The organism is Sphingomonas anseongensis (genome assembly GCF_023516495.1).
Taxonomy (GTDB): Bacteria; Pseudomonadota; Alphaproteobacteria; order Sphingomonadales; family Sphingomonadaceae; genus Sphingomicrobium; species Sphingomicrobium anseongensis.
Window position 1 is genome coordinate 1409094 of sequence record NZ_JAMGBC010000001.1, and the last position, 18726, is coordinate 1427819.

At 64.6% G+C, this 18726-nt stretch carries 24 protein-coding genes and 1 tRNA gene; 14 read left to right on the forward strand and 11 right to left on the reverse strand.

Features of this window, described 5'->3' with window-relative positions; translation table 11 throughout:
* The first annotated feature begins 13 nt into the window (after nt 1-13).
* Nucleotides 14-502 carry a DUF3833 family protein gene (locus tag LZ519_RS07270; RefSeq protein ID WP_249868035.1) on the forward strand — a complete coding sequence of 163 codons (489 nt, stop codon included), beginning with the start codon at nt 14-16 and terminating at the stop codon, nt 500-502.
* Between the two features lie 15 nt (nt 503-517).
* On the opposite strand, the gene LZ519_RS07275 is transcribed toward LZ519_RS07270, so the two are convergent.
* Both LZ519_RS07275 and LZ519_RS07280 read right to left on the reverse strand, forming a co-directional pair.
* Nucleotides 518-676: a hypothetical protein gene (locus tag LZ519_RS07275; RefSeq protein ID WP_249868036.1), complete on the reverse strand. Its 159-nt coding sequence runs from the start codon at nt 674-676 to the stop codon at nt 518-520.
* A gap of 132 nt (nt 677-808) precedes the next feature.
* The gene (locus LZ519_RS07280; RefSeq protein ID WP_249868037.1) at nt 809-1489 is read right to left on the reverse strand and encodes a murein L,D-transpeptidase catalytic domain family protein; all 681 of its coding nucleotides are present in this window, start codon (nt 1487-1489) and stop codon (nt 809-811) included.
* Nucleotides 1490-1772: 283 nt separating this feature from the next.
* Here LZ519_RS07280 and rpsU point away from each other — a divergent pair, with 283 nt between their 5' ends.
* Nucleotides 1773-1979 (forward strand): 30S ribosomal protein S21, encoded by a 207-nt coding sequence (gene rpsU, locus LZ519_RS07285; protein WP_187478788.1) that lies wholly within the window; start codon nt 1773-1775, stop codon nt 1977-1979.
* Between the two features lie 40 nt (nt 1980-2019).
* The gene (locus tag LZ519_RS07290; RefSeq protein ID WP_249868038.1) at nt 2020-2577 is read left to right on the forward strand and encodes an FKBP-type peptidyl-prolyl cis-trans isomerase; all 558 of its coding nucleotides are present in this window, start codon (nt 2020-2022) and stop codon (nt 2575-2577) included.
* Between the two features lie 2 nt (nt 2578-2579).
* On the opposite strand, the gene lepB is transcribed toward LZ519_RS07290, so the two are convergent.
* Genes lepB through pyrE form a run of 4 tightly spaced genes read right to left on the reverse strand, consistent with a single transcriptional unit; the run spans nt 2580 to nt 5188 of the window.
* A complete protein-coding gene (gene lepB, locus LZ519_RS07295) occupies nt 2580-3479 on the reverse strand; it encodes a signal peptidase I (protein WP_431358091.1) in 900 nt (299 codons plus the stop codon).
* Nucleotides 3466-3882 (reverse strand): holo-ACP synthase, encoded by a 417-nt coding sequence (gene acpS, locus LZ519_RS07300; protein WP_249868039.1) that lies wholly within the window; start codon nt 3880-3882, stop codon nt 3466-3468. Before acpS ends, lepB begins: the two co-directional genes overlap by 14 nt.
* Nucleotides 3879-4607, reverse strand: a complete 729-nt coding sequence (locus LZ519_RS07305) for a pyridoxine 5'-phosphate synthase (protein ID WP_249868040.1) — start codon at nt 4605-4607, stop codon at nt 3879-3881. The genes acpS and LZ519_RS07305 overlap by 4 nt, the downstream gene beginning before the upstream one ends.
* Entirely contained in the window at nt 4604-5188 is a 585-nt protein-coding gene (pyrE, locus tag LZ519_RS07310) for an orotate phosphoribosyltransferase (RefSeq protein ID WP_249868041.1), read from the reverse strand. Before pyrE ends, LZ519_RS07305 begins: the two co-directional genes overlap by 4 nt.
* A gap of 172 nt (nt 5189-5360) precedes the next feature.
* Here pyrE and coxB point away from each other — a divergent pair, with 172 nt between their 5' ends.
* The 3 genes from coxB to LZ519_RS07325 all read left to right on the forward strand — a co-directional run bounded on the left by coxB (nt 5361) and on the right by LZ519_RS07325 (nt 8816).
* Nucleotides 5361-6431, forward strand: a complete 1071-nt coding sequence (coxB, locus tag LZ519_RS07315; RefSeq protein WP_249868042.1) for a cytochrome c oxidase subunit II — start codon at nt 5361-5363, stop codon at nt 6429-6431.
* A gap of 18 nt (nt 6432-6449) precedes the next feature.
* On the forward strand, nt 6450-8129 hold the full coding sequence (gene ctaD / locus LZ519_RS07320) for a cytochrome c oxidase subunit I (protein ID WP_249868043.1): 1680 nt from the start codon (nt 6450-6452) through the stop codon (nt 8127-8129).
* Between the two features lie 252 nt (nt 8130-8381).
* Entirely contained in the window at nt 8382-8816 is a 435-nt protein-coding gene (locus tag LZ519_RS07325; RefSeq protein ID WP_249868044.1) for a GreA/GreB family elongation factor, read from the forward strand.
* A gap of 15 nt (nt 8817-8831) precedes the next feature.
* On the opposite strand, the gene LZ519_RS07330 is transcribed toward LZ519_RS07325, so the two are convergent.
* Nucleotides 8832-9434 carry a peptidylprolyl isomerase gene (locus LZ519_RS07330; RefSeq protein ID WP_249868045.1) on the reverse strand — a complete coding sequence of 201 codons (603 nt, stop codon included), beginning with the start codon at nt 9432-9434 and terminating at the stop codon, nt 8832-8834.
* 89 nt (nt 9435-9523) lie between these two features.
* On the opposite strand from LZ519_RS07330, the gene LZ519_RS07335 reads away from it, so the two are divergent.
* Genes LZ519_RS07335 through LZ519_RS07365 form a run of 7 tightly spaced genes read left to right on the forward strand, consistent with a single transcriptional unit; the run spans nt 9524 to nt 13761 of the window.
* A complete protein-coding gene (locus tag LZ519_RS07335) occupies nt 9524-10420 on the forward strand; it encodes a heme o synthase (protein WP_249868046.1) in 897 nt (298 codons plus the stop codon).
* A complete protein-coding gene (locus LZ519_RS07340; protein WP_249868047.1) occupies nt 10417-10563 on the forward strand; it encodes a hypothetical protein in 147 nt (48 codons plus the stop codon). Before LZ519_RS07335 ends, LZ519_RS07340 begins: the two co-directional genes overlap by 4 nt.
* Nucleotides 10560-11111, forward strand: a complete 552-nt coding sequence (locus LZ519_RS07345; protein ID WP_348539385.1) for a cytochrome c oxidase assembly protein — start codon at nt 10560-10562, stop codon at nt 11109-11111. The genes LZ519_RS07340 and LZ519_RS07345 overlap by 4 nt, the downstream gene beginning before the upstream one ends.
* Nucleotides 11112-11142: 31 nt before the next feature.
* Nucleotides 11143-11961, forward strand: a complete 819-nt coding sequence (locus tag LZ519_RS07350) for a cytochrome c oxidase subunit 3 (protein WP_249868048.1) — start codon at nt 11143-11145, stop codon at nt 11959-11961.
* Complete coding sequence (locus LZ519_RS07355) at nt 11961-12320, forward strand: DUF983 domain-containing protein (protein ID WP_249868049.1); 360 nt, start codon at nt 11961-11963, stop codon at nt 12318-12320. The genes LZ519_RS07350 and LZ519_RS07355 overlap by 1 nt, the downstream gene beginning before the upstream one ends.
* Nucleotides 12317-12898 (forward strand): SURF1 family protein, encoded by a 582-nt coding sequence (locus LZ519_RS07360; protein ID WP_249868050.1) that lies wholly within the window; start codon nt 12317-12319, stop codon nt 12896-12898. Before LZ519_RS07355 ends, LZ519_RS07360 begins: the two co-directional genes overlap by 4 nt.
* A complete protein-coding gene (locus tag LZ519_RS07365) occupies nt 12895-13761 on the forward strand; it encodes a class I SAM-dependent methyltransferase (RefSeq protein WP_249868051.1) in 867 nt (288 codons plus the stop codon). Before LZ519_RS07360 ends, LZ519_RS07365 begins: the two co-directional genes overlap by 4 nt.
* Nucleotides 13762-13799: 38 nt before the next feature.
* Here the strand turns inward: LZ519_RS07365 and LZ519_RS07370 are convergent, their stop codons facing one another.
* From LZ519_RS07370 to LZ519_RS07380, 3 genes are read right to left on the reverse strand one after another with little or no spacing between them, the layout of a single operon-like run.
* Nucleotides 13800-14438 (reverse strand): heme exporter protein CcmB, encoded by a 639-nt coding sequence (locus LZ519_RS07370; protein WP_431358092.1) that lies wholly within the window; start codon nt 14436-14438, stop codon nt 13800-13802.
* A complete protein-coding gene (ccmA, locus tag LZ519_RS07375) occupies nt 14435-14986 on the reverse strand; it encodes a heme ABC exporter ATP-binding protein CcmA (RefSeq protein ID WP_249868052.1) in 552 nt (183 codons plus the stop codon). Before ccmA ends, LZ519_RS07370 begins: the two co-directional genes overlap by 4 nt.
* Nucleotides 14983-15381 (reverse strand): metallopeptidase family protein, encoded by a 399-nt coding sequence (locus LZ519_RS07380; RefSeq protein ID WP_249868053.1) that lies wholly within the window; start codon nt 15379-15381, stop codon nt 14983-14985. The genes ccmA and LZ519_RS07380 overlap by 4 nt, the downstream gene beginning before the upstream one ends.
* A gap of 89 nt (nt 15382-15470) precedes the next feature.
* Here LZ519_RS07380 and LZ519_RS07385 point away from each other — a divergent pair.
* A tRNA-Ser gene (locus LZ519_RS07385) sits at nt 15471-15561 on the forward strand.
* A gap of 96 nt (nt 15562-15657) precedes the next feature.
* Here LZ519_RS07385 and LZ519_RS07390 read toward each other — a convergent pair.
* On the reverse strand, nt 15658-18723 hold the full coding sequence (locus tag LZ519_RS07390) for a CHAT domain-containing protein (protein ID WP_249868054.1): 3066 nt from the start codon (nt 18721-18723) through the stop codon (nt 15658-15660).
* Nucleotides 18724-18726: the final 3 nt, after the last annotated feature.

An 18726-nucleotide genomic window follows, 5' to 3' on the forward strand; every position in this document is an offset into this window, starting at 1 on the left:
TTTGCTGCTGTTGATGCCCTTTGCCCGACTGGCTGTTGCCACCTCCCTCCTGGTCTTCTCGGCGCCGCTCGCTTCGGCGTCTCGCCCCGTAGACCCGCTTCGCTTCTTCGAAGGCCGGACCGTCGTCGACGGCACCGTGAAGGTCATGTTCCACAAGCCCTACCGGACTCACAGCGATGGCCAGGGCGTGATGAAGCCGGACGGGAGCCTGTCGCTCGTCCAGCGCGTCGTCGACGAGGGCAAGGAGCCGCACGACCGCAAGTGGCGGGTGCGCCCGGTCGGCGAGGGCACGTTTACCGCGATGATGAGCGAAGCCATCGGCCCCGTAACCATCCAGCAGGTCGGGGATAGCTTCCGTTTCCGTTACAAGATGAAGGGCAAGCTGTCGGTCGAGCAGGTCCTGACCCCGATGCCCGACGGCCGCTCCGCGCGGAACGTCGGGAAGGTCAAAAGGATGGGTGTCACCGTCGCCACGACGACCGGCGTTATCCGCAAGGTCTAGGTTCGGTCGCTGGTTCTAGACCAGCGAAACGACGAAGGCACCGATGAAAAGCAGCGTCGCCCCGCCGATCAGCAGGATGTCGCGGACTCCGCTTTCCACATATTCGCGGTGATCGCCTTCGCTAAAGTCGTCGCTATCGCGGCGATGGTGAATGATGTCGCCGATACGTTGCATGGCGTCTCTCCCTTTCTAGGGACCGGCAATCATACTCCCATCCGGCGAGTCGCACCATAAGAACCGCCGCCCCGGCAATCCCGAAGCGGCGTCGCTGGTGTTTCGAATTGGTTGGGTGAGCGGAAGGCCCGCTTAAGCGATCTTCTCGGCGTAGATCATCCGGCCGCCCGCGAGCTTGCGCATCACTTCCCACTGGCTCTTGCGGGAAAAAGCAAAGCAGCCCTCCGACCGGCCAAGCTTGCCATGTTCGGCAATCATCTCCGGCTCCGCATACCAGGCGTTGTGGATTACGATCGCACGCGCCTCGGCGTTGCTGTTGGTCCAGTCGAGCCCGCGGACCTTCATCGAAAGGCCGTACTTGCCCTCATAATAGTCCGCCGTGGTGTAGGTGCCGTTCGAGCTCGCATGGCTTCCGAAGTCGTTCGAGAAGCGCTCAAGGAAGCCCGAATGGTCAGGATCCGAGCCGCGGCCGTGGGCTACCAAGTGGCTTTCGACAGTGCCATCGCGAAGGTCGACAACGTGGAAGCGCGGATCACTGGACGGCCTGGTGAAATCGACTATTCCCATCCAGTCGCGGGGCGCGATCCGATGCTGGTCCAACGCCGCCTTGGCGCGCTGGAAAAGTTGCGGATCGATTCCGGTCGGCGCAAGCGGCAGCGACGGCTGCACAGGCGGCGGCGGAGGGGCCAGCGGGCTCCTCGTCTGGCCGTAAATCATGTTCGGAAGGCCCACGCATCCGGCAGCCGACGAAAATACGGCAGCACCCGCGCCGACGGCGCCCCAGCGCAGCAATTCCCTGCGATTCAAAGACATTCGCTCCCCAGCTCTCATTGGGTCCGTATATCAGAAGAAAGGTTAACCGCCCCCGACCGAACGTTAAGAGTTGCCCGTTTCACCGTCTCTGAACCACGATTCACCGCACAAGCGCGTGATTCACCGCGCTTGAAGTGCCTGACGGGCACTGCTAAGGGCCCGCCGCCGCCGCAGGCTTGCTTGCGACGAACAGATTGATGCGCTCCGGCGACGATGGAGCCTCTGACGATCAGGGGCGTTTTCCGGCCGGGGCTCAATTCGAGAGGAGTTTGACGGGCAGTTTATGCAGATCATCGTTCGCGACAATAATGTCGACCAGGCGCTGCGCGCGCTGAAGAAGAAGCTGCAGCGTGAAGGCGTCTACCGCGAGATGAAGCTGCGCCGGCATTACGAGAAGCCGTCGGAGAAGCGGGCCCGCGAGCGCGCTGCCGCAATCCGCCGCGCACGCAAGCTCGAGCGCAAGCGCGCCGAGCGCGAGGGCTCCCGCTAAGCCGCTTCCCTATTGGCCGCGCCGGCGCTAGTCGGGCGGCATGTCGTCAAGCACCCTCTATCACCCGCCCCATCACAAAGGGGCGCTCACCAAATTCTGGATCGCGATCCTCGCGCTGCTCGCCATCGGCGTCGGACTGGCGTGGATAGGCGCCGGATCGCTTCGGCCCGAGGTCACCTCGTCGGGCCTGCAGTTCCGGGTGGTGAACGAGGGCAAGGGCGAGCCGATCACGTCGGTTGACGCCGCTCTCCTCGATTATGTCGGAACGCTGGAGGACGGCACCGTCTTCGACAACAGCGAATCCCACGGCGGCGCCCAGCCGTTCACCATGGGCCAGGTGTTCCCCGGCTTCGCCGAAGCGATGGCGAAGATGCGCGAGGGCGGACGCTATCATTTCACCATGCCCAAGAGCCTGGCCTTTGCCGGCCAGGCTCCTGCCGGCTTCACCGGCGATACGCTGACCTTCGACGTCCAGGTGCGCAAGATCGTGCGCAACGGCGCGGCGATGATGCAGGCCGCCCAAGGCGCGCAGCAGGAGCCAACCGACCGCGGACCGCCCGAACAGGGGCCGCCGGAGCAGAGGCCACAGCAGCCCTAGCGTTATTTCGCCGGCGACTGTCCCGAATGGGCAGGCCGGAGCGAAGTCCCCGCCCTCCCGCTTCGAAGCGCTTCGAACCAGCTGAGCGGGTTCAGGAGCTGGGTCGTCCCATCGAGGGAGAAAGTGATGAACTCGGCGCGGCCGCCGATATTCTCCCACGGCACGGGGCCGCCGAGGCCGTGGTCCGGATAACCCGCGCCAAAGCGGCTGTCGGCGCTCTTGTCGCGGTTGTCGCCCATCAGGAAGACGTGGTCGGGGCCGACCTTCACCGGGCCGTAATCGTCACCGATGCTCTGGCCGAGGTCGATCGTGTCGTAGGTGGCGCCGTTTGGGAGCGTCTCGCGAACGATCGGGAGCCGGCAATAGCGCTTGCCGTCAGCCCCGTCCGTCATGAAACCCGAAAATTCGATTCCGCAGGGAACGTTCGCGTCGACCGGGATCATCGCAGGGGGCCGCTTTTCCCACTTCACCATCTGGCCGTTGAGGATTAGCCGCCCGCCGCGAACCTCAACGGTATCGCCGGGAATGCCGATCACCCGCTTGATATAATCTTCGCTGCTATCCGGTGGAGTGACGATGACGACGTCGCCGCGCTTGGGCATCTTGCCGAGCAGCCGGCCCTGCCAATGCGGAAGCACGTGGAAGCTCGGGGACACCCATGACCAGCCGTAGGGATATTTGCTCACCACCAGCCGGTCGCCCTTGAGCAGGCCGGGCATCATCGATTCCGACGGGATGTAGAACGGCTTGGCGACGAAACTGTGGAAGGCGAGCACCGCGAGCAGCACCCAGATCAGCCCCTTCACCTCGCGCCAGATGGCCGAGCCTTTTCCTTCCGTTTTCGCCGGTTCGCCGTCGGGCGCATCGTCCTTCACGAGGGCCCCGTCTTCAGCCAATTCCATCTCCGTCCTTCCGGGCAACGAGGATCACGAACGCCTGCGCCCATGGATATTCGTCGGTTAGTGTGAGGTGAATGTCGACTGCGTGGCCTTCCGGCGCAAGAGCGTCAAGCCGCGCCCTTGCTCCGCCGGTAAGCTGGAGCGTCGGCTGGCCCGACGGCAGATTGACCACTCCGATGTCCTTCATGAACACGCCGCGCTTGAAACCGGTGCCGACCGCCTTGGAGAAAGCCTCCTTCGCAGCGAACCGTTTCGCAAGGGTGCCGGCGCGAGTGTAGGGACGCCGGGCAGCCTTCGCCTGCTCGGTGTCCGTGAAGACCCGCTGCACGAATCTGTCGCCGAACCGCTCCAGCGATTTTTCGATGCGCCGGATGTCGCACAGGTCGTTGCCGATGCCGACGATCATCGCGCGGCGTCCATCAACTCGCGCATCCGGCGAACGCTTGCATCGAGGCCAGTAAAGATCGCTTCGCCGACCAGGAAATGGCCAATGTTGAGCTCGGCGATCTGGGGGATCGCGGCGACGGGCTGCACATTGTCGAAGGTCAGGCCGTGGCCGGCATGGGGCTCGATCCCGTTCTTCACGGCAAGCGCGGCGCAATCGGCGATGCGCTTCAGCTCGGATGAGCGCTCGTCGCCCTCGAGATGGGCAAAACGGCCGGTGTGGAACTCCACGACCGGAGCGCCGAGCCGGGCGGCTGCGGCGACCTGCTCCTCAGTCGGCTCGATGAACAGGCTCACGCGGATGTTCGCCGAGCCGAGCTTGTCGACATAATAAGCAAGGTGGTTGTGCTGTCCCACGGCGTCGAGGCCGCCCTCGGTCGTCCGCTCCTCGCGCTTTTCGGGTACGATGCAGGCGGCGTGCGGCCGGTGAGCGAGCGCAATAGCGAGCATCTCCTCGGTCGCCGCCATTTCAAGGTTCAGCGGAAGGTCGATTTCGGCCATCAGCCGGTCGATGTCCGCGTCAGTGATGTGGCGGCGGTCCTCGCGGAGATGGGCGGTGATCCCGTCGGCTCCCGCTCCTGCGGCGATCAGGGCAGCCCGAACCGGATCCGGATGATCGCCGCCCCGCGCGTTCCTTATGGTCGCGACGTGGTCGATATTGACGCCGAGGCGGAGCCGGTTGCTCAAGCGGCCGCGCGGCTCCCTGGTTTCACCGGCGGGATCTGCGCCAGCTCGGGCGGCACCTCTTCGGGCTTGTAGGCGGGAACGTCGATTCGGATCAGCGCGGTGTAGGGGACGCCGAGGTCGGCCGTGCCATTGCTCCGGTCGACCAGAGACGCGGCCGCGATCACCCTGCCCCCGGCAGCTTCGACCGCGGCGATCGCTTCGCGCGACGAAAGGCCGGTCGTGACGACGTCCTCGACCAGGAGCACGCGCTGCCCCGGCTCGATGCGGAAGCCGCGGCGAAGCTCGAACGTGCCCTCCGGCCGCTCGACGAAGATCGCCGGCTTGCCGAGGGCCCGACCCATTTCATGGCCGATGATGACCCCGCCCATCGCCGGCGAGACGACGAGATCGATCTCGTTGCGGACGCCGGCGGGGATCTTGTCGGCGAGAGCGCGGGCCATCTTCTCAGCCCTTGCCGGCTCCATGAGCAACCGCGCGCACTGCAGGTAGCGCGGACTACGCAACCCCGACGACAGGATGAAATGACCTTCCAGAAGCGCGTGCGCATCCCGGAATTCCGCGAGAATCTCGTCGTCGGTCATTCGCGCCTTCCTGGCTGGTTCCGGGTGAGGCCGAATAGGCGCTGGCGGCCGATGCTTCAACCGCCAGAGAAGGGGAGTTGAGGGGAGCGGAACCCGCGCCTATAGAGGCCGCAATTCGGGGCCGCGCCACGGCGACTCTCCCCGATTCAATTCACTGTACCCTGGGGTGCGAATGAAACTCTTTGGATGGGCGATTGCCCTTGCCGCAATCCTGGCGACACCAGCCGCCGCGCAATCGGCAAACCCGACGAACCAGGCAGCCCCGGCTGCTGCAACTGCTGCAGCGCCTGCGGGCAATGCGATGGCCACCGACCCGGGTGGAACCGGCGGACCCGCCCAGGCGGCGACCGCTCCTTTCCAGTACGAGGCGCCGACCACCGGAATCGGCGAGCCGGTTCCGGGAGGCTGGAGCACCCAGGAGCAGGTGACCGAGGTCGGGCGCGAAGCCGCGACCTTCCATAACATCTGGCTTCTCGGGCTGTGCGCCGCGATCACCGCGGTCGTCCTCATCCTGCTTCTCTACGTCATGTTCCGGTACCGGCGCGGGGCCAATCCGACTCCGTCGAGGACCTCGCACAACACGATGATCGAGGTCGTGTGGACCGTCGTTCCGGTGCTGATCCTGGTGGCGATCGCGATCCCGTCGATCCGGCTCATGCGCGCCCAATATGCGTTTCCGAAGGCCGACCTGACGGTCAAGGTCATCGGCAACCAATGGTATTGGACCTACCAATATCCGGACAATGGCGGGATGGAGATCGTCTCCAACATCCTGAGGGAACCGGGCGATCCGACCCTGAAGCCGGGCGACCGATTCCGCACCGACGCCGACGGGCCGCCGCTGCTCGCGGTCGACGATCGCATGGTCATCCCGGCGGGCAAGGTGGTGAAGTTCATCGTCACTTCGAACGACGTGATCCACAGCTTCGCTATGCCGTCCTTCTGGCTGAAGATCGACGCCAACCCGGGCCAGCTCAACGAGACCTGGGCCAAGGTCGATCGGCCGGGCGTCTATTTCGGTCAATGCTCGGAGCTTTGCGGCGCCCGCCACGGCTACATGCCGATCGTGATCGAGGCGGTCCCGCCCGAGAAATTCGCCGCCTGGGTGGCTTCGAAGGGCGGCACCATGCCCGGCGCGACTCCTGCCGTAGCGCCGGCAGGCGCTCAGCCGGCGGTCACGCCCGCCGCCCAGCCCAATCCGCCAACTCCGTCGGCCGCCGACCGCGCCACCGCCAACGACTGAGCGAGGACATTTAGTCTCATGAGCACCATTCCCGCCGACGCCCTCCACCTCGAGCAGCCTGGGCACGGCCATTCGGCCGATCATCATGCGGATCACAAGCCGGGCTTCTTCACCCGCTGGTTCATGTCGACGAACCACAAGGACATCGGCACGCTCTATCTGATCTTCGCAATCATCGCCGGGATCATCGGCGGCTCGCTGTCGGGAATCATGCGCTGGGAACTGATGGAACCGGGAATCCAGGTGCTCAATCGCGCCTGGCCGCTCGGCGCAGGCACCGCCAATTTCGACGAGTGGACTCATCACTGGAACGTCCTGATCACCGCTCACGGTCTGATCATGGTGTTCTTCATGGTCATGCCCGCGATGATCGGCGGCTTCGGCAATTGGTTCGTGCCGCTGATGATCGGAGCGCCCGACATGGCGTTCCCGCGGATGAACAACATCAGCTTCTGGCTTCTGGTACCGGCGTTCATTCTCCTTCTCGGCTCGACTCTGGTTCCGGGCGGAAGCGGTCTTGGAACGGGCACCGGGTGGACGGTCTATGCGCCGCTATCGACGTCCGGCTCGGCAGGCCCGTCGACCGATATGGTCATCTTCTCGATCCACCTTGCCGGCGCCAGCTCGATCCTCGGGGCGATCAACTTCATCACCACCATCTTCAACATGCGCGCTCCGGGCATGACGCTTCACAAAATGCCGCTGTTCGTATGGTCGGTCCTCGTGACGGCTTTCCTTCTCCTGCTGGCCCTTCCGGTGCTCGCGGGAGCGCTGACTATGCTTCTGACGGACCGCAACTTCCAGACGACCTTCTTCGACGCCAGCGGCGGCGGAGACCCGGTGCTCTATCAGCACCTGTTCTGGTTCTTCGGCCACCCGGAAGTGTACATCATGATCCTTCCGGGCTTCGGAATGATCAGCCAGATCGTGTCGACCTTCAGCCGCAAGCCGGTCTTCGGCTATCTCGGAATGGCCTATGCGATGGTCGCGATCGGCGTGGTCGGCTTCGTTGTCTGGGCGCACCACATGTTCGTCACCGGAATGAGCCTGGACACGAAGATGTACTTCACCGCGGCGACGATGATCATCGCCGTTCCGACCGGCGTGAAAATCTTCAGCTGGATCGCGACGATGTGGGGCGGAAGCCTCACCTTCGAGACGCCGATGCTGTTCGCGATCGGCTTCATCTTCCTGTTCACCATCGGCGGCGTGACGGGTGTCGTGCTCGCCAACGGCGGCGTCGATACGTACATGACCGACACTTATTACGTGATCGCCCACTTCCACTACGTGCTGAGCCTGGGCGCGGTCTTCTCGCTGTTCGCCGGCTTCTATTACTGGTTCGGCAAGATGAGCGGGCGCATGTACAACGAGTTCCTCGGGAAGGTTCACTTCTTCCTGATGTTCATCGGCGTGAACACCATCTTCTTCCCGCAGCATTTCCTCGGCCTCGACGGAATGCCTCGCCGAATCCCGGACTACACGCCGGCCTTCGCCGACTGGAACTACGTCTCCTCGGTCGGTTTCATGATCACCGGTGCGGCGATGATCGTCTTCTTCGTCAACCTCGTCTATTCGCTGCTGGCGGGACCGAAGGCGCCGGCGAATTATTGGGGCGAAGGCGCGACGACGCTGGAGTGGACGCTGTCCAGTCCGCCGCCGTTCCACCAGTTCGCGACCCTGCCCAAGATCGACTAGTCTGGGGGAGACCAGGAAAAACGGCCCGTCCTGCAGCCGCAGGGCGGGCCTTTTTCATTGTCGTCCGTCCACGCCAGGCGCGCGCTTTGACTTCCGTGGCCGGAGGCACCACATCCCTAGTGCCATGATGAAAACGCGAACCATCCGTTTGAACGCGCACGCGGGACAGATTCCGGCCCGAGCCTAGCCCCGGGCTGCGATTCGCGCTGCCCGGGGCAGGGCATCATCCAACAAAATCAGAAGAGTGAAGACATGGCCAATCCCAAGGCGGGCACTCCACGCCCGCAGATCCATTTGCTTGCATCCGAATCCGACATGGTCGCCGGACTTGCCCTCCAGGCGGAGGAGCGCCAGCCCGTCGTCGCCGCAATGCTTCTCGGAGAAATCGAGCGAGCAGAGCTGTACGATCCCGAAAGCCTTCCCGACGATGCGGTAAGGCTCGGCTCAGATGTCGACTTCGTCGACGAGAAGACCAGCCAGCTGCGCAAGGTCCGCATCGTGCTGCCTCTCCACGCCAACATCGCCGAGGGACGGATCTCGATCCTGACCCCGATGGGCGCGGCTCTCTATGGACTGAGGACCGACGACAGCATCGACTGGCCCGACCTGGACGGAAAGTCGCGGCGAATCCGGATCGTCCGTGTCAGTCAGAGCGCGGCTGGCGCGAGTCAGCCGTCCGTCAATTGAAAGGTTGAGAGTCCGCTAGTCCTTCACCCGCTCGATTTTGACGATCCTTATCGGCGGATCGAGGATCTGGCCTTTCATCGCGCCCTCCCCCTTGGTCGCCGAAACCGGCGCTTCGAGGATGGCCTTCACGACGTCCATTCCTTCGACAACCTGGCCGAAGGCGGCAAAGCCGTCGGGGCCGTCGAAGGCGGGGATGTCGGTCGTCTCGATGAAGAAATCGGCCTGGGCCTTGCCGGGCTCGAACGCCGCCATGGCGATGGAGCCCGCCTTGTTCTGGATCCCGGTCTTGCCGGAAGATTCGAAAGCCACCGGCGGATTGAGCTTGCGCGCGTCGCTGGTGATCCCGCCCTGGATAAGACCTCCCGCGCCGTAGGGCATCGCGCGGTAGAAGCTTTCGCCATCGAATTTGTGGGTGTCGACATAACGAAGGAAGTTCTCGGTCGTAAGCGGCGCGTGGAGCCGGTCGAGCGCGACCAGGATGCGCCCCATGCTCGTTTCGATGGCCACGGGCACGCGGTCGCTGTGGATCGGCGGCTTGATCAGGTCGACGTTGGTGGCCTGGGCAAAGGCCGGCGCTGCGACAGCGGCGAGGATGAGTGCGATTCGGTTGAGCATCATGCGGCCTTGATAGCCCGATCCCGCTCCCGTGAGAGGGGGTTTTCGCCACGCCTCCAACCCCTTATAGGGCGGCCGTGCCCACAGTACCGATGACAAGTCCAGCCGCGCTTCCCGCGGACTGGCGCGATCTCTACGCGCTGACGAAGCCGGGCGTGATGCGCCTGGTCGTCTTCACCGCCTTGTGCGGCTTGCTCGCCGCGCCGGTCATGCCGCCGCTGGTCATCGGCTTCACCGCCATCCTGTGCATCGCGCTCGGTGCCGGAGCAGCCGGCGCTCTCAATCAATGGTATGAGTCAGACCTCGACGCGAAGATGAAACGGACGGCCAAGCGGCCGCTTCCCGCGGGTCGGCTCGACCGCCAAACCGCGCTTCACTTCGGAGTGGGCCTCGCCTTCTTCTCGGTCATCCTGATGGAGCTTGCGACCAACGCTCTCGCGGCCATACTGCTTGCCGCCTCGATCCTCTTCTACGTGCTCATCTATACCGTCTGGCTGAAGCGCCGGACCGCCCAAAACATCGTCATCGGCGGTGCTGCGGGCGCCTTCCCGCCGCTGATCGGCTGGGTGGCAGCTACCGGGCGAATCGAGCTGCTTCCAGTGCTGCTGTTCGCGATCATCTTCCTTTGGACGCCGCCGCATTTCTGGGCGCTCAGCCTGTTCGTCCGCTCCGACTATGCCGCCGCGAGCGTGCCGATGATGCCCGTCGTTGCAGGCGTTGACGCGACCCGCCGCCAGATCCTGATCTACAGCGTCATCATGGCTGCGGCTGCGGTCGCGCCCTGGCCACTGGGGCTGACCGGATGGATCTACGGAGCAGCGACCGCGGGCTTGGGAGCGGTCTTCGTCGCCTTCGCGATCGCCGTCTCAAACAACCGCGCGACCGAGCCCCAGGAGATGCGGCCGGAGAAACGGCTGTTCGCCTTCTCGATCGTCTACCTGTTCGCGCTTTTCACGGCCCTCGTCGTCGACCGCTGGCTGCTCGGATGACCCAGGCCAACGAACCACGGCCGGAGGATGAACTGGTTCGCGCGCGCCAGCGCGACCGAGCGCGGATCATGGCCTGGCTGCTCGGCGGGCTGGTGTTTCTGTTGTTCCTGATCACTCTTGTGAAGGTCGGCGGCGGCAAGTGAGCACGACCGTCAACCGCAACAACCGCACCGCCGCGATCATGGCCATGATGGGCCTTTTGATGCTCGGCCTCGCCTTCGCCTCGGTGCCGCTGTACCGCATTTTCTGCCAGGTGACCGGCTATGGCGGGACGACCCAGCGCGCCGAGGCCGCGCCCGGAGCCCAACTCGCCGAAGGCAAAATCGGAGTGCGTTTCGACGCGAATGTGAGCACCACGCTGCCGTGGAAATTCGAGCCGGTTCAGGAGCGCGTTCAGGTCGTCCCCGGCGCGTCGACCAAGATCCTCTACCGGGCGACGAACATGGTGGCGCGGCCGACAACGGGGCAAGCGGTGTTCAACGTCTCGCCCGCCGAGGTCGGCAAATATTTCAGCAAGATCGAATGCTTCTGCTTCACCGAGCAGACGCTGAGGGGCGGCCAGACCGTCGACATGCCTGTGGTGTTTTTCGTCGACCCCAAAGTGCGCGAGGACGCGGACACCAAGGGGATCGACGAGATCACTCTCAGCTACACATTTTATCCAGTGGAAACCGGCGGCTCGGGAAGCTAGAGGCCGCGAAGAGAATTACGAGGGAAGACTAATGGCGGGCACGCAGAACCACGATTACCATTTGGTCAATCCGGACCCCTGGCCGATCATCGGCGCCTTTTCGGCGCTGGCGCTGTTCGGCGGGGCGGTCATGTGGTTCCACGCCAATCCCTATGGCGTGCCGGTCATGATCGCCGGCTTCGTGATGGTCCTGGTCACCATGTGGCAATGGTGGCGGAACACGATCGATGAGGCGCACCAGGGCTATCACACCCCAGTGGTCCAGCTTCACCTGCGCTACGGGATGATCCTGTTCATCGCATCTGAGGTAATGTTCTTCCTCGCCTGGTTCTGGGCGTTCTACAGCTCTGCCCTGTTTCCTTCGGCGGTGGACGCGGTCGGCGGAGTGTGGCCGCCAAAGGGCGTCGAGGTGCTCGACCCGTTCGGCTTCCCGCTGCTGAACACCTTGATCCTTCTGTGCTCGGGCACCACCGTCACATGGGCGCACCATTCGCTGATCCATGGCGACCGGCAGGGGCTGAAGCTCGGGCTGTTGCTGACCATCTTGCTCGGCCTCACCTTCACCGGCGTCCAGGCCTACGAATACATCCACGCGCCGTTCGCGTTCAAAGGAAGCATCTACGGCTCGACCTTCTTCATGGCGACCGGCTTCCACGGCTTCCACGTGATCGTCGGAACGATCTTCCTGATCGTGTGCCTGGCTCGGGCCAACAAGGGCCACTTCACTCCAAGGCAGCATTTCGGCTTCGAAGCGGCCGCCTGGTACTGGCACTTCGTCGACGTGGTGTGGCTGTTCCTGTTCACCTCGATCTACGTCTGGGGCGGCTGGGGCGCGCCGACCGCGGGATAGTGCGGGAGATATCCCCACTCGCCGGAGCGCTCTCGGGCCTGTGCCCACGCTGCAAGTCCAAGACTTTGTTCGCTGGATGGGTGCGCTTCGCTGACTCCTGCCGCGCCTGCGACCTTGATTTCTCGAGCTTCAATGTCGGCGACGGACCGGCGGCTTTCCTGATCCTCATCATCGGCGCGATCCTCGTCGCCGCCGCGCTCACCGTCGACGGCATGTTCTCGCCGCCCTGGTGGGTTCACATCGTCTGGATCCCGATCGGAATTGGCCTGACAGTCATGGGCCTGCGCTGGGCAAAGGCGCTGCTTCTGACGCAGGAATACATCCACCGGGCGCGCGAAGGACGCATTTCCGACAAATGAAGCGCGTTCCGATCTTCGCGACGCTTCTGGTGGCCCTGGCCGTTGCGACGATGATCGCGCTCGGCGTGTGGCAAATCAGCCGCGGTTACTGGAAGGATCAGCTGATCCACCAATATACGACCGCACAGAAGCTTCCGCCGATCAGCTTCCCGACGGCACCGTACAAAGGCGAGCTTCCGCTGTTCCGCTGGGCGACCGGTTTTTGCGTGAAGCCGGACGCCCACCGGGCGATCGCCGGCCGGAACCGTCAGGGCGAGACCGGCTACGTGCATATCATCCAATGCTCCACCGGCGCGGAAGGACCGGGAATGGCCGTGGAGATCGGCTGGTCAGAGGATCCGAACGCCAAATATCGGTGGGCGGGCGGCCCGGTCAGCGGAATGATCGCGCCCGACCGACAGCAGCGAATCCGGCTGGTGGCCGCATCCGCTCCGCCCGGGCTTCAGCCGGCCGCCCCGCCGTCGATCGAGTCGATCCCAAACAACCACCGGTCTTACGCTTTCCAGTGGTTTGCCTTCGCTCTGGTCGCCCTCGTCATCTACTTCCTTGCGCTGCGGAAGCGCTTCCGCCCCGAGTGAGCGGGGAGCTTGCAACCCTGGTCGCCGAGCCCTGGGAGGACTGGGCCCTCATCGATTGCGGCAACGGCCAGAAGCTCGAGCGCTACGGGCCCTTCACCGTCGCCAGGCCTGAGCCGCAGGCGATGTGGGCGCCTGCACGCGAGCAGTGGGACCCCGACGCCACCTTCGTCCCCGGCTCCGACGAGGAAGGCGGCGGACGCTGGGTCCAGCACCGGCCCGTCCCTCGGCAATGGGAGCTTTCGCGCGGGCCCGTGCGGTTCAACGCGTCGCTGACGCCGTTCCGGCATCTCGGCTTCTTTCCGGACATGGCACCGCAGTGGGACTGGATGCGCGAGCGCGCTGCCGACTCCGACATCCTCAACCTGTTCGGCTACACGGGCGTCGGCACTTTGCTCCTGAGCGAGGCGGGGGCGCGGATGGTGCACGTCGACGCATCGAAGAAATCAGTCGAGCAGGGCAAGGAGAATTCCGCCTTGTCCGGCCTCGCCGACCGGCCGATCCGCTGGATGGTCGACGATGCGTCCAAGTTCACCGCTCGCGAGGTTCGACGCGGCCGGCGTTATGACGGAATCCTGCTCGATCCGCCCAAGTTCGGGCGCGGGCCGACGGGCGAGGTTTGGCGGCTCGAGGAAAATCTCGCCCCCCTGCTGTCCGACTGCCGCAAGCTGCTGGACGAGAACAGCCGCTTCCTGGTTCTGACGGTCTATGCGGTGCGCATGTCGGCGCTGGCGATCGGCGAGCTCGTCAGACAGGTGCTCGGCGACCTCGGAGGCACCGTCGAGACAGGCGAGATGGCTGTAAGGGAAGAAGCGCGCGGATTGCTTCTGCCGACCGCGATTTTCGCTCGTTGGTCACGTGAGTGACCGCTTTGAGGGACTGCCCCCGGCAGTCCCTGTCGCGTTCAAGTCCTAGAAGCTCGAATCGCCGCGCCGGCGACGAACGGCGCGCCCGCCACCAGCAGCAGGGCCACGGCACTTTCCAGCAATAGCGCGCCCGAGCCTGGATCACTCGAAGCGGCGGCTCCGAAAATCAGGAGCGGAATCGCCAGCGGCAAGAGCAATAGTCCCGCGAGCGAGCCCGCGCGCGGGAGCCCGGCGGTCAAAGCGGCGACCGCGACAGCCATGGCGGCGAGGCCGAGGCTGCCTATGCCGAGTGCGAGAAGGAGCCTCGGAAGCTGGTCCGGCGGAAGCCGTAACAGCAGGGCTCCGACCGCGGCGCTGACGAGAAGCAGCGGCCCGAAGGACAGCCAGTGGCCCGCGACCTTCGCGGCGGCGATGCTTTCGTCGGCGACTCCGCGGACGAACAACTGATCCAGGACTCCGTCCGCGCGGTCCGGCTCGATCAGCCGCTCTATCGGCAGGAGCGCGGCGGTCAGCGCTGCAATCCACAGGGCGCCCGCCGCGATCCGGGCCAGCAGCCGCGAATCCGGCCCGACCGCGAAGGGAACGAGGACCGCGACGAGCAGGAAGAAGGCGGCAGGCAGCCACGCCGGGCCGCTGAACCCGCGGCGGACCTCGCGAGCGATGACACGCCCGATCACCGGCCGAGCTCCAGCGGCCGCCATTCGCCGGGAAGCGCCAGATGCGAAGCGGCGACGACCGCTCCGCCGCCCGAGCGGTGCTTGGCGATAAGTCCGCCGAGGAGGTCCACCGAAGGCGAGTCCAGCCCATTGGCCGGTTCGTCCAGAAGCCATAGGGGCGAACCCGATGCAGCGACGCGCGCGAGCGACGCGCGCTTCGCTTGGCCAGCCGACAGCAGCCGCACCGGCACCTGGTCCAGCGCGTGGAGACCGAGCGCGGAAAGCGCCTCGACAACGCATCCGCCCCAGAAGGACAGGGCGCGGCGCAACGGAAGCTCCGGGTCGAGCGCGAGGTTGTCGTCGGCAATCGCCACCTCTGCCGCTTCGACCGTTCCGCGGCTCGGGTGAAGAAGCCCGGCCGCGAGCCGAAGCAGGCTGGACTTCCCGCTTCCGTTTGGCCCGGCGACGTGGAGCGCGTCGCCCGGAGCGAGCTCGAGGCTCAGATCCTCGAACAGGAGCCGTCCACCGCGGCTGCAAGCCACGCCGTCGAACCGAAGGAGTGTCGTCACTCTGCCGCTTCCTCGAGTGCGTGGATGTCGTCGTCGGACAGGCCGAAATGGTGGCCGACCTCGTGGATCAGCACATGGGCGACGAGGTGCTCCAGTGTCTCCTCGCCGTCTGCCCATTCGTCGAGGATCGGCCGGCGGTAGAGGAAGATCCGCTCTGGCAAAGTCCCGGACTGCTCGACACTCCGCTCGGTCAGCGGAATGCCCTCATAGAGGCCGCTCAGGTCGAACGGATCGTCGATCCCCATCTGCCGAAGCGTTTCGTCGTCGGCAAAATCATGGACCAGCAGGACGATGTCGCCGATGCTTGTCGAGAATGGCTCCGGAAGCCGCTCGAGCGCCGCGCGCGCGAGTGCTTCGATCTCGTCGGCCGAGGGCGGTTGTCCGAAGCTTCGCATCGGCGCTCGGCATAGGGGCAGGAGCATCTGCGCGGCAAGCTTGCCCGCTTGCGGACATGACCCTATCTGGGCGACCTTCCAGTGCATGCGGAGCGGTGGCCGAGTGGTCGAAGGCGCTCGCCTGGAAAGTGAGTATACGGCAAAACCGTATCGAGGGTTCGAATCCCTCCCGCTCCGCCACCCACCGGGCTAACGGGTCTCTCCTTTGGGCGGCTTCGCCTTTAGCAAAGCCTCGCGCGACAGGCCTCGTCTCCGCCTGTCGCTACCCCGCTTCTCTCAGTGCTTCTGCGCGAGCTGCGTCTTTGCCCTAATGATCGGCGTATCGCCGTCCCCGACAGCGGCGAAGGCCGACCAATAAAATGGGTGCGACGTGTTTGCGTCGTCCATCAATTTTTCTTCAGAAAGCCGCAGGGCCGTCACCGTTGGCGTTCCGGGCGTCGTGGAAAACAGCCCGGTAATCAGCCGCTGGGTTGCGTCAAAATCGTCCGGCACCGGCCAGTGGCTGGCTATGACCAGACGTCCGCCTGCGCCGACGAACGCACGAACGAGGCCGTCAAGCGCCACATCGCCGCCTGTGCTGAGGCCAGCGCTCTGAGTTGCGAGCGCGGTCGCCGTCCCGGCTGTGTCGCACGCCGAGAGAAGGACGATATCGGCGTCCAGCTTGAGATCGAAGATGTCACGGAAGGTCAGGAGCCCGTCCGAGCCCTGGCCGCCAAAACTCGTGAGAAGTGCTGGCTGCGTCGGGCACTTAGGCCTTGCGGCGGTCACTACACCGTGCGTTGCGAAGTGGATGATCCGATATTCATTGAGGTCGGTGCGTGACGCGATCGCAGTGTCGGTAAAGCCATCGCCGGTGACGATCTGGACTCCGGCCGGATCGACCCGTGACATGATGTCGCCCGCGATATGGAGTTCACGGTCGGAAATCGGGCGCTGCCACGACGAAAGCGGGAGGATGCAATCGCGGTCGGCCTCGATGGGAATGAATTCGGCTCCGGCTGCAGGGGTCGTGTTATGCCCAAGGCCGAGATATTCCTTGGATCCGGCGGCCGGTGGAGCGCGCCGGAGCTCCACGAAGGAGTGCGGCGAGACCGCCGTGCTGATATCGCGGCCGCGTCCGAACCAGTGGATCCCCGTGAAATCGAAATCCGCGTCCGGGTTGGCCTTGACGCGGTTCGCGTAGAGATCGACCGACGCTTGATCGACGACGAGCGGATTCGGCGGCATTCGAAGCATCGCTCCATCGGGCTCGAAGATCAGGTGCCGCACTTCCTTAAGTTCGGCGTCGAACGGGCCGAACAACTCCGTGTATAGCTTGTGCGCGAGCGGAACGTCGTACGCGTAAGTGACCTGCTGTCCCTTCTCGACGGTCGCAATCGTGTCTCGAAGCGAATTCACCTGCTCGTCCAGTTCTTTCGCGGTGAGCGCGAGCTTCATGGCCCGGGCGGAGCTGGGAGTTGCGAGCATCGCGTAGATGCTGTCTTCCACGATCGTCATGCGGAAATAGGCTTCGCCAGGTCTCAGCGCCTTCTGCAGGTCGGCAAGGGACAGGACGTCGCTGGAAACGGCGCGATAGCGGGGGAAGCTTGCAAGCGACGCCTGGGTCGCAACCTCGCCCTTGCGCGCGACGTCCAAGTCAGCGGCGAGCACACGCATCTTCGTTAGGTCCTCGGGCGACGGATGCGCGAGATCACGCAGATGGGCGAGCGCGATCCGCGTCCGCTCTACCTGACGTGTCAGCGTTACCGCCTGGCGGAAGAGGCGTGACGCTTCATCGGTGCCACCGCTCAGCTCACGAGCGAGTACAGCCTGGGTCTGGGCGAGACCGGGACGCATCATCAACTGCGTCGTCGCGAAAAGCTCATCCGTCGCCGCCGGATCGCCCTCTTTCTTGAGAAGAATGTCGACATAAGGCCGAAGCACCCGGGCAAAGGACGGCGGGAGGTCATTCGCATCGGTCTGCGAGTGCACGATGTCGCGGAACATCGCCTCGGCCGCGGATGCCTGGCCGGAACGCGCAAGGAAACCGGCCAGACGTGCCTGTGTGTTGAGAAGCGCAGCAGACCCAGGGTAATTTTCTTCGAGGATCGCTACGCCTTGCCGGTAGAGCCGGTCCGCCTCGGCATTGTTACCGCTCTGCTCGGCAATAGCGGCGAGATCGTCAGCTATTTGCGCTCGCATCCAAGCGATAGAAGCTACACGGCCGCCGCGCACGGCCTGGAGCCTCGCATCGGCCTCACGAAGAGCAGAGCTGGCGCCTGCGAAATCGCCCTCGACGCGAAGCGACGTGCCGCGGAGCTGCAGCGCCTGTCCGTCGAGGATGTCGGCTTTCTCTTCGGGAAGAAGTTGGTCCGACGCGCCTCCGAGCTGCCCTGCAAGATTGGATTCCGAGTTCAAGCGTTTGGAGATGACGGAGTTGATTTTCAGATTTGCCTTACCGGCCGGGGCCGACGCAGATGTGAAGGATGGGACAGGCTTCTCGAGCTCCTTCAGAGCATCAGCCGCATGGCCCTGGTTGAGGACGTGCATAGCGCGGTAGTTGCGCAGCCGCCGTCCTTCGAGCGGATCCCCGCGCACAAAGGCCGCTGCTCGAGAGAACAGCGAATCCGCTTCGGCAAAACGGCTTAGATTCGACTTCTGAAGCGCCTCGTTGATGAGGGCTTCGGCGCGGCTGATCGGAGCATTGTCGTCACTGCTTACGGCAGCGAAGAATTCTGCCGCGTCCGCATAGCTGCCGACGTTGTTGCGCCGATAGGCCTCGGCCAGGGCCCGGGTCGGATCGAGAGTCCCGGCCTGCACTCGAGCAAAAGCCGCCGGGTCGCCTGCGCCCGTCGTTGCGATCGACACTTCGCCGTCGACCAGCTTGTCGGCGATGATGCTTCTCAACCCGAGCTGGAGCGCGCTGTCGTAACCGGCCAACCCTTCAGCGGCGAAGTACTGCTTGCCTTTGCGATATTCGTAGACCCTGTAGCCCACGTTCGCATCGTTGAGCTTGCACTCGGTAATTTGGACTGGTCCGAGCGTCTCGACGGCGCCCGCATGCGCTGCGCCGCAGGTAACTTCCTTGGTCCGGGCCGCGGAAAGCCGCGCCTCCGCATTGCCGCTCCGCATGTCGTAGAGCTTGCCGATGGGCAACGCCGCGTCCCGGCACGTGATGACATAAGCGGCGTCGAACATGGCGCTGAGCGTCGGGTCGTTGGCGGCCGGCTGCGCCGAACAATAGCTGGAACCGCTTGTCCCGATACGGAAGCTGTCGCGGACGCTGAGCGGCGCGGCGCTTCCCGTCGGAGCAATCGCCAGGGACGAAAGCGCGGCAGCAAGTGCAAAACCAGACTTGCGCATAAT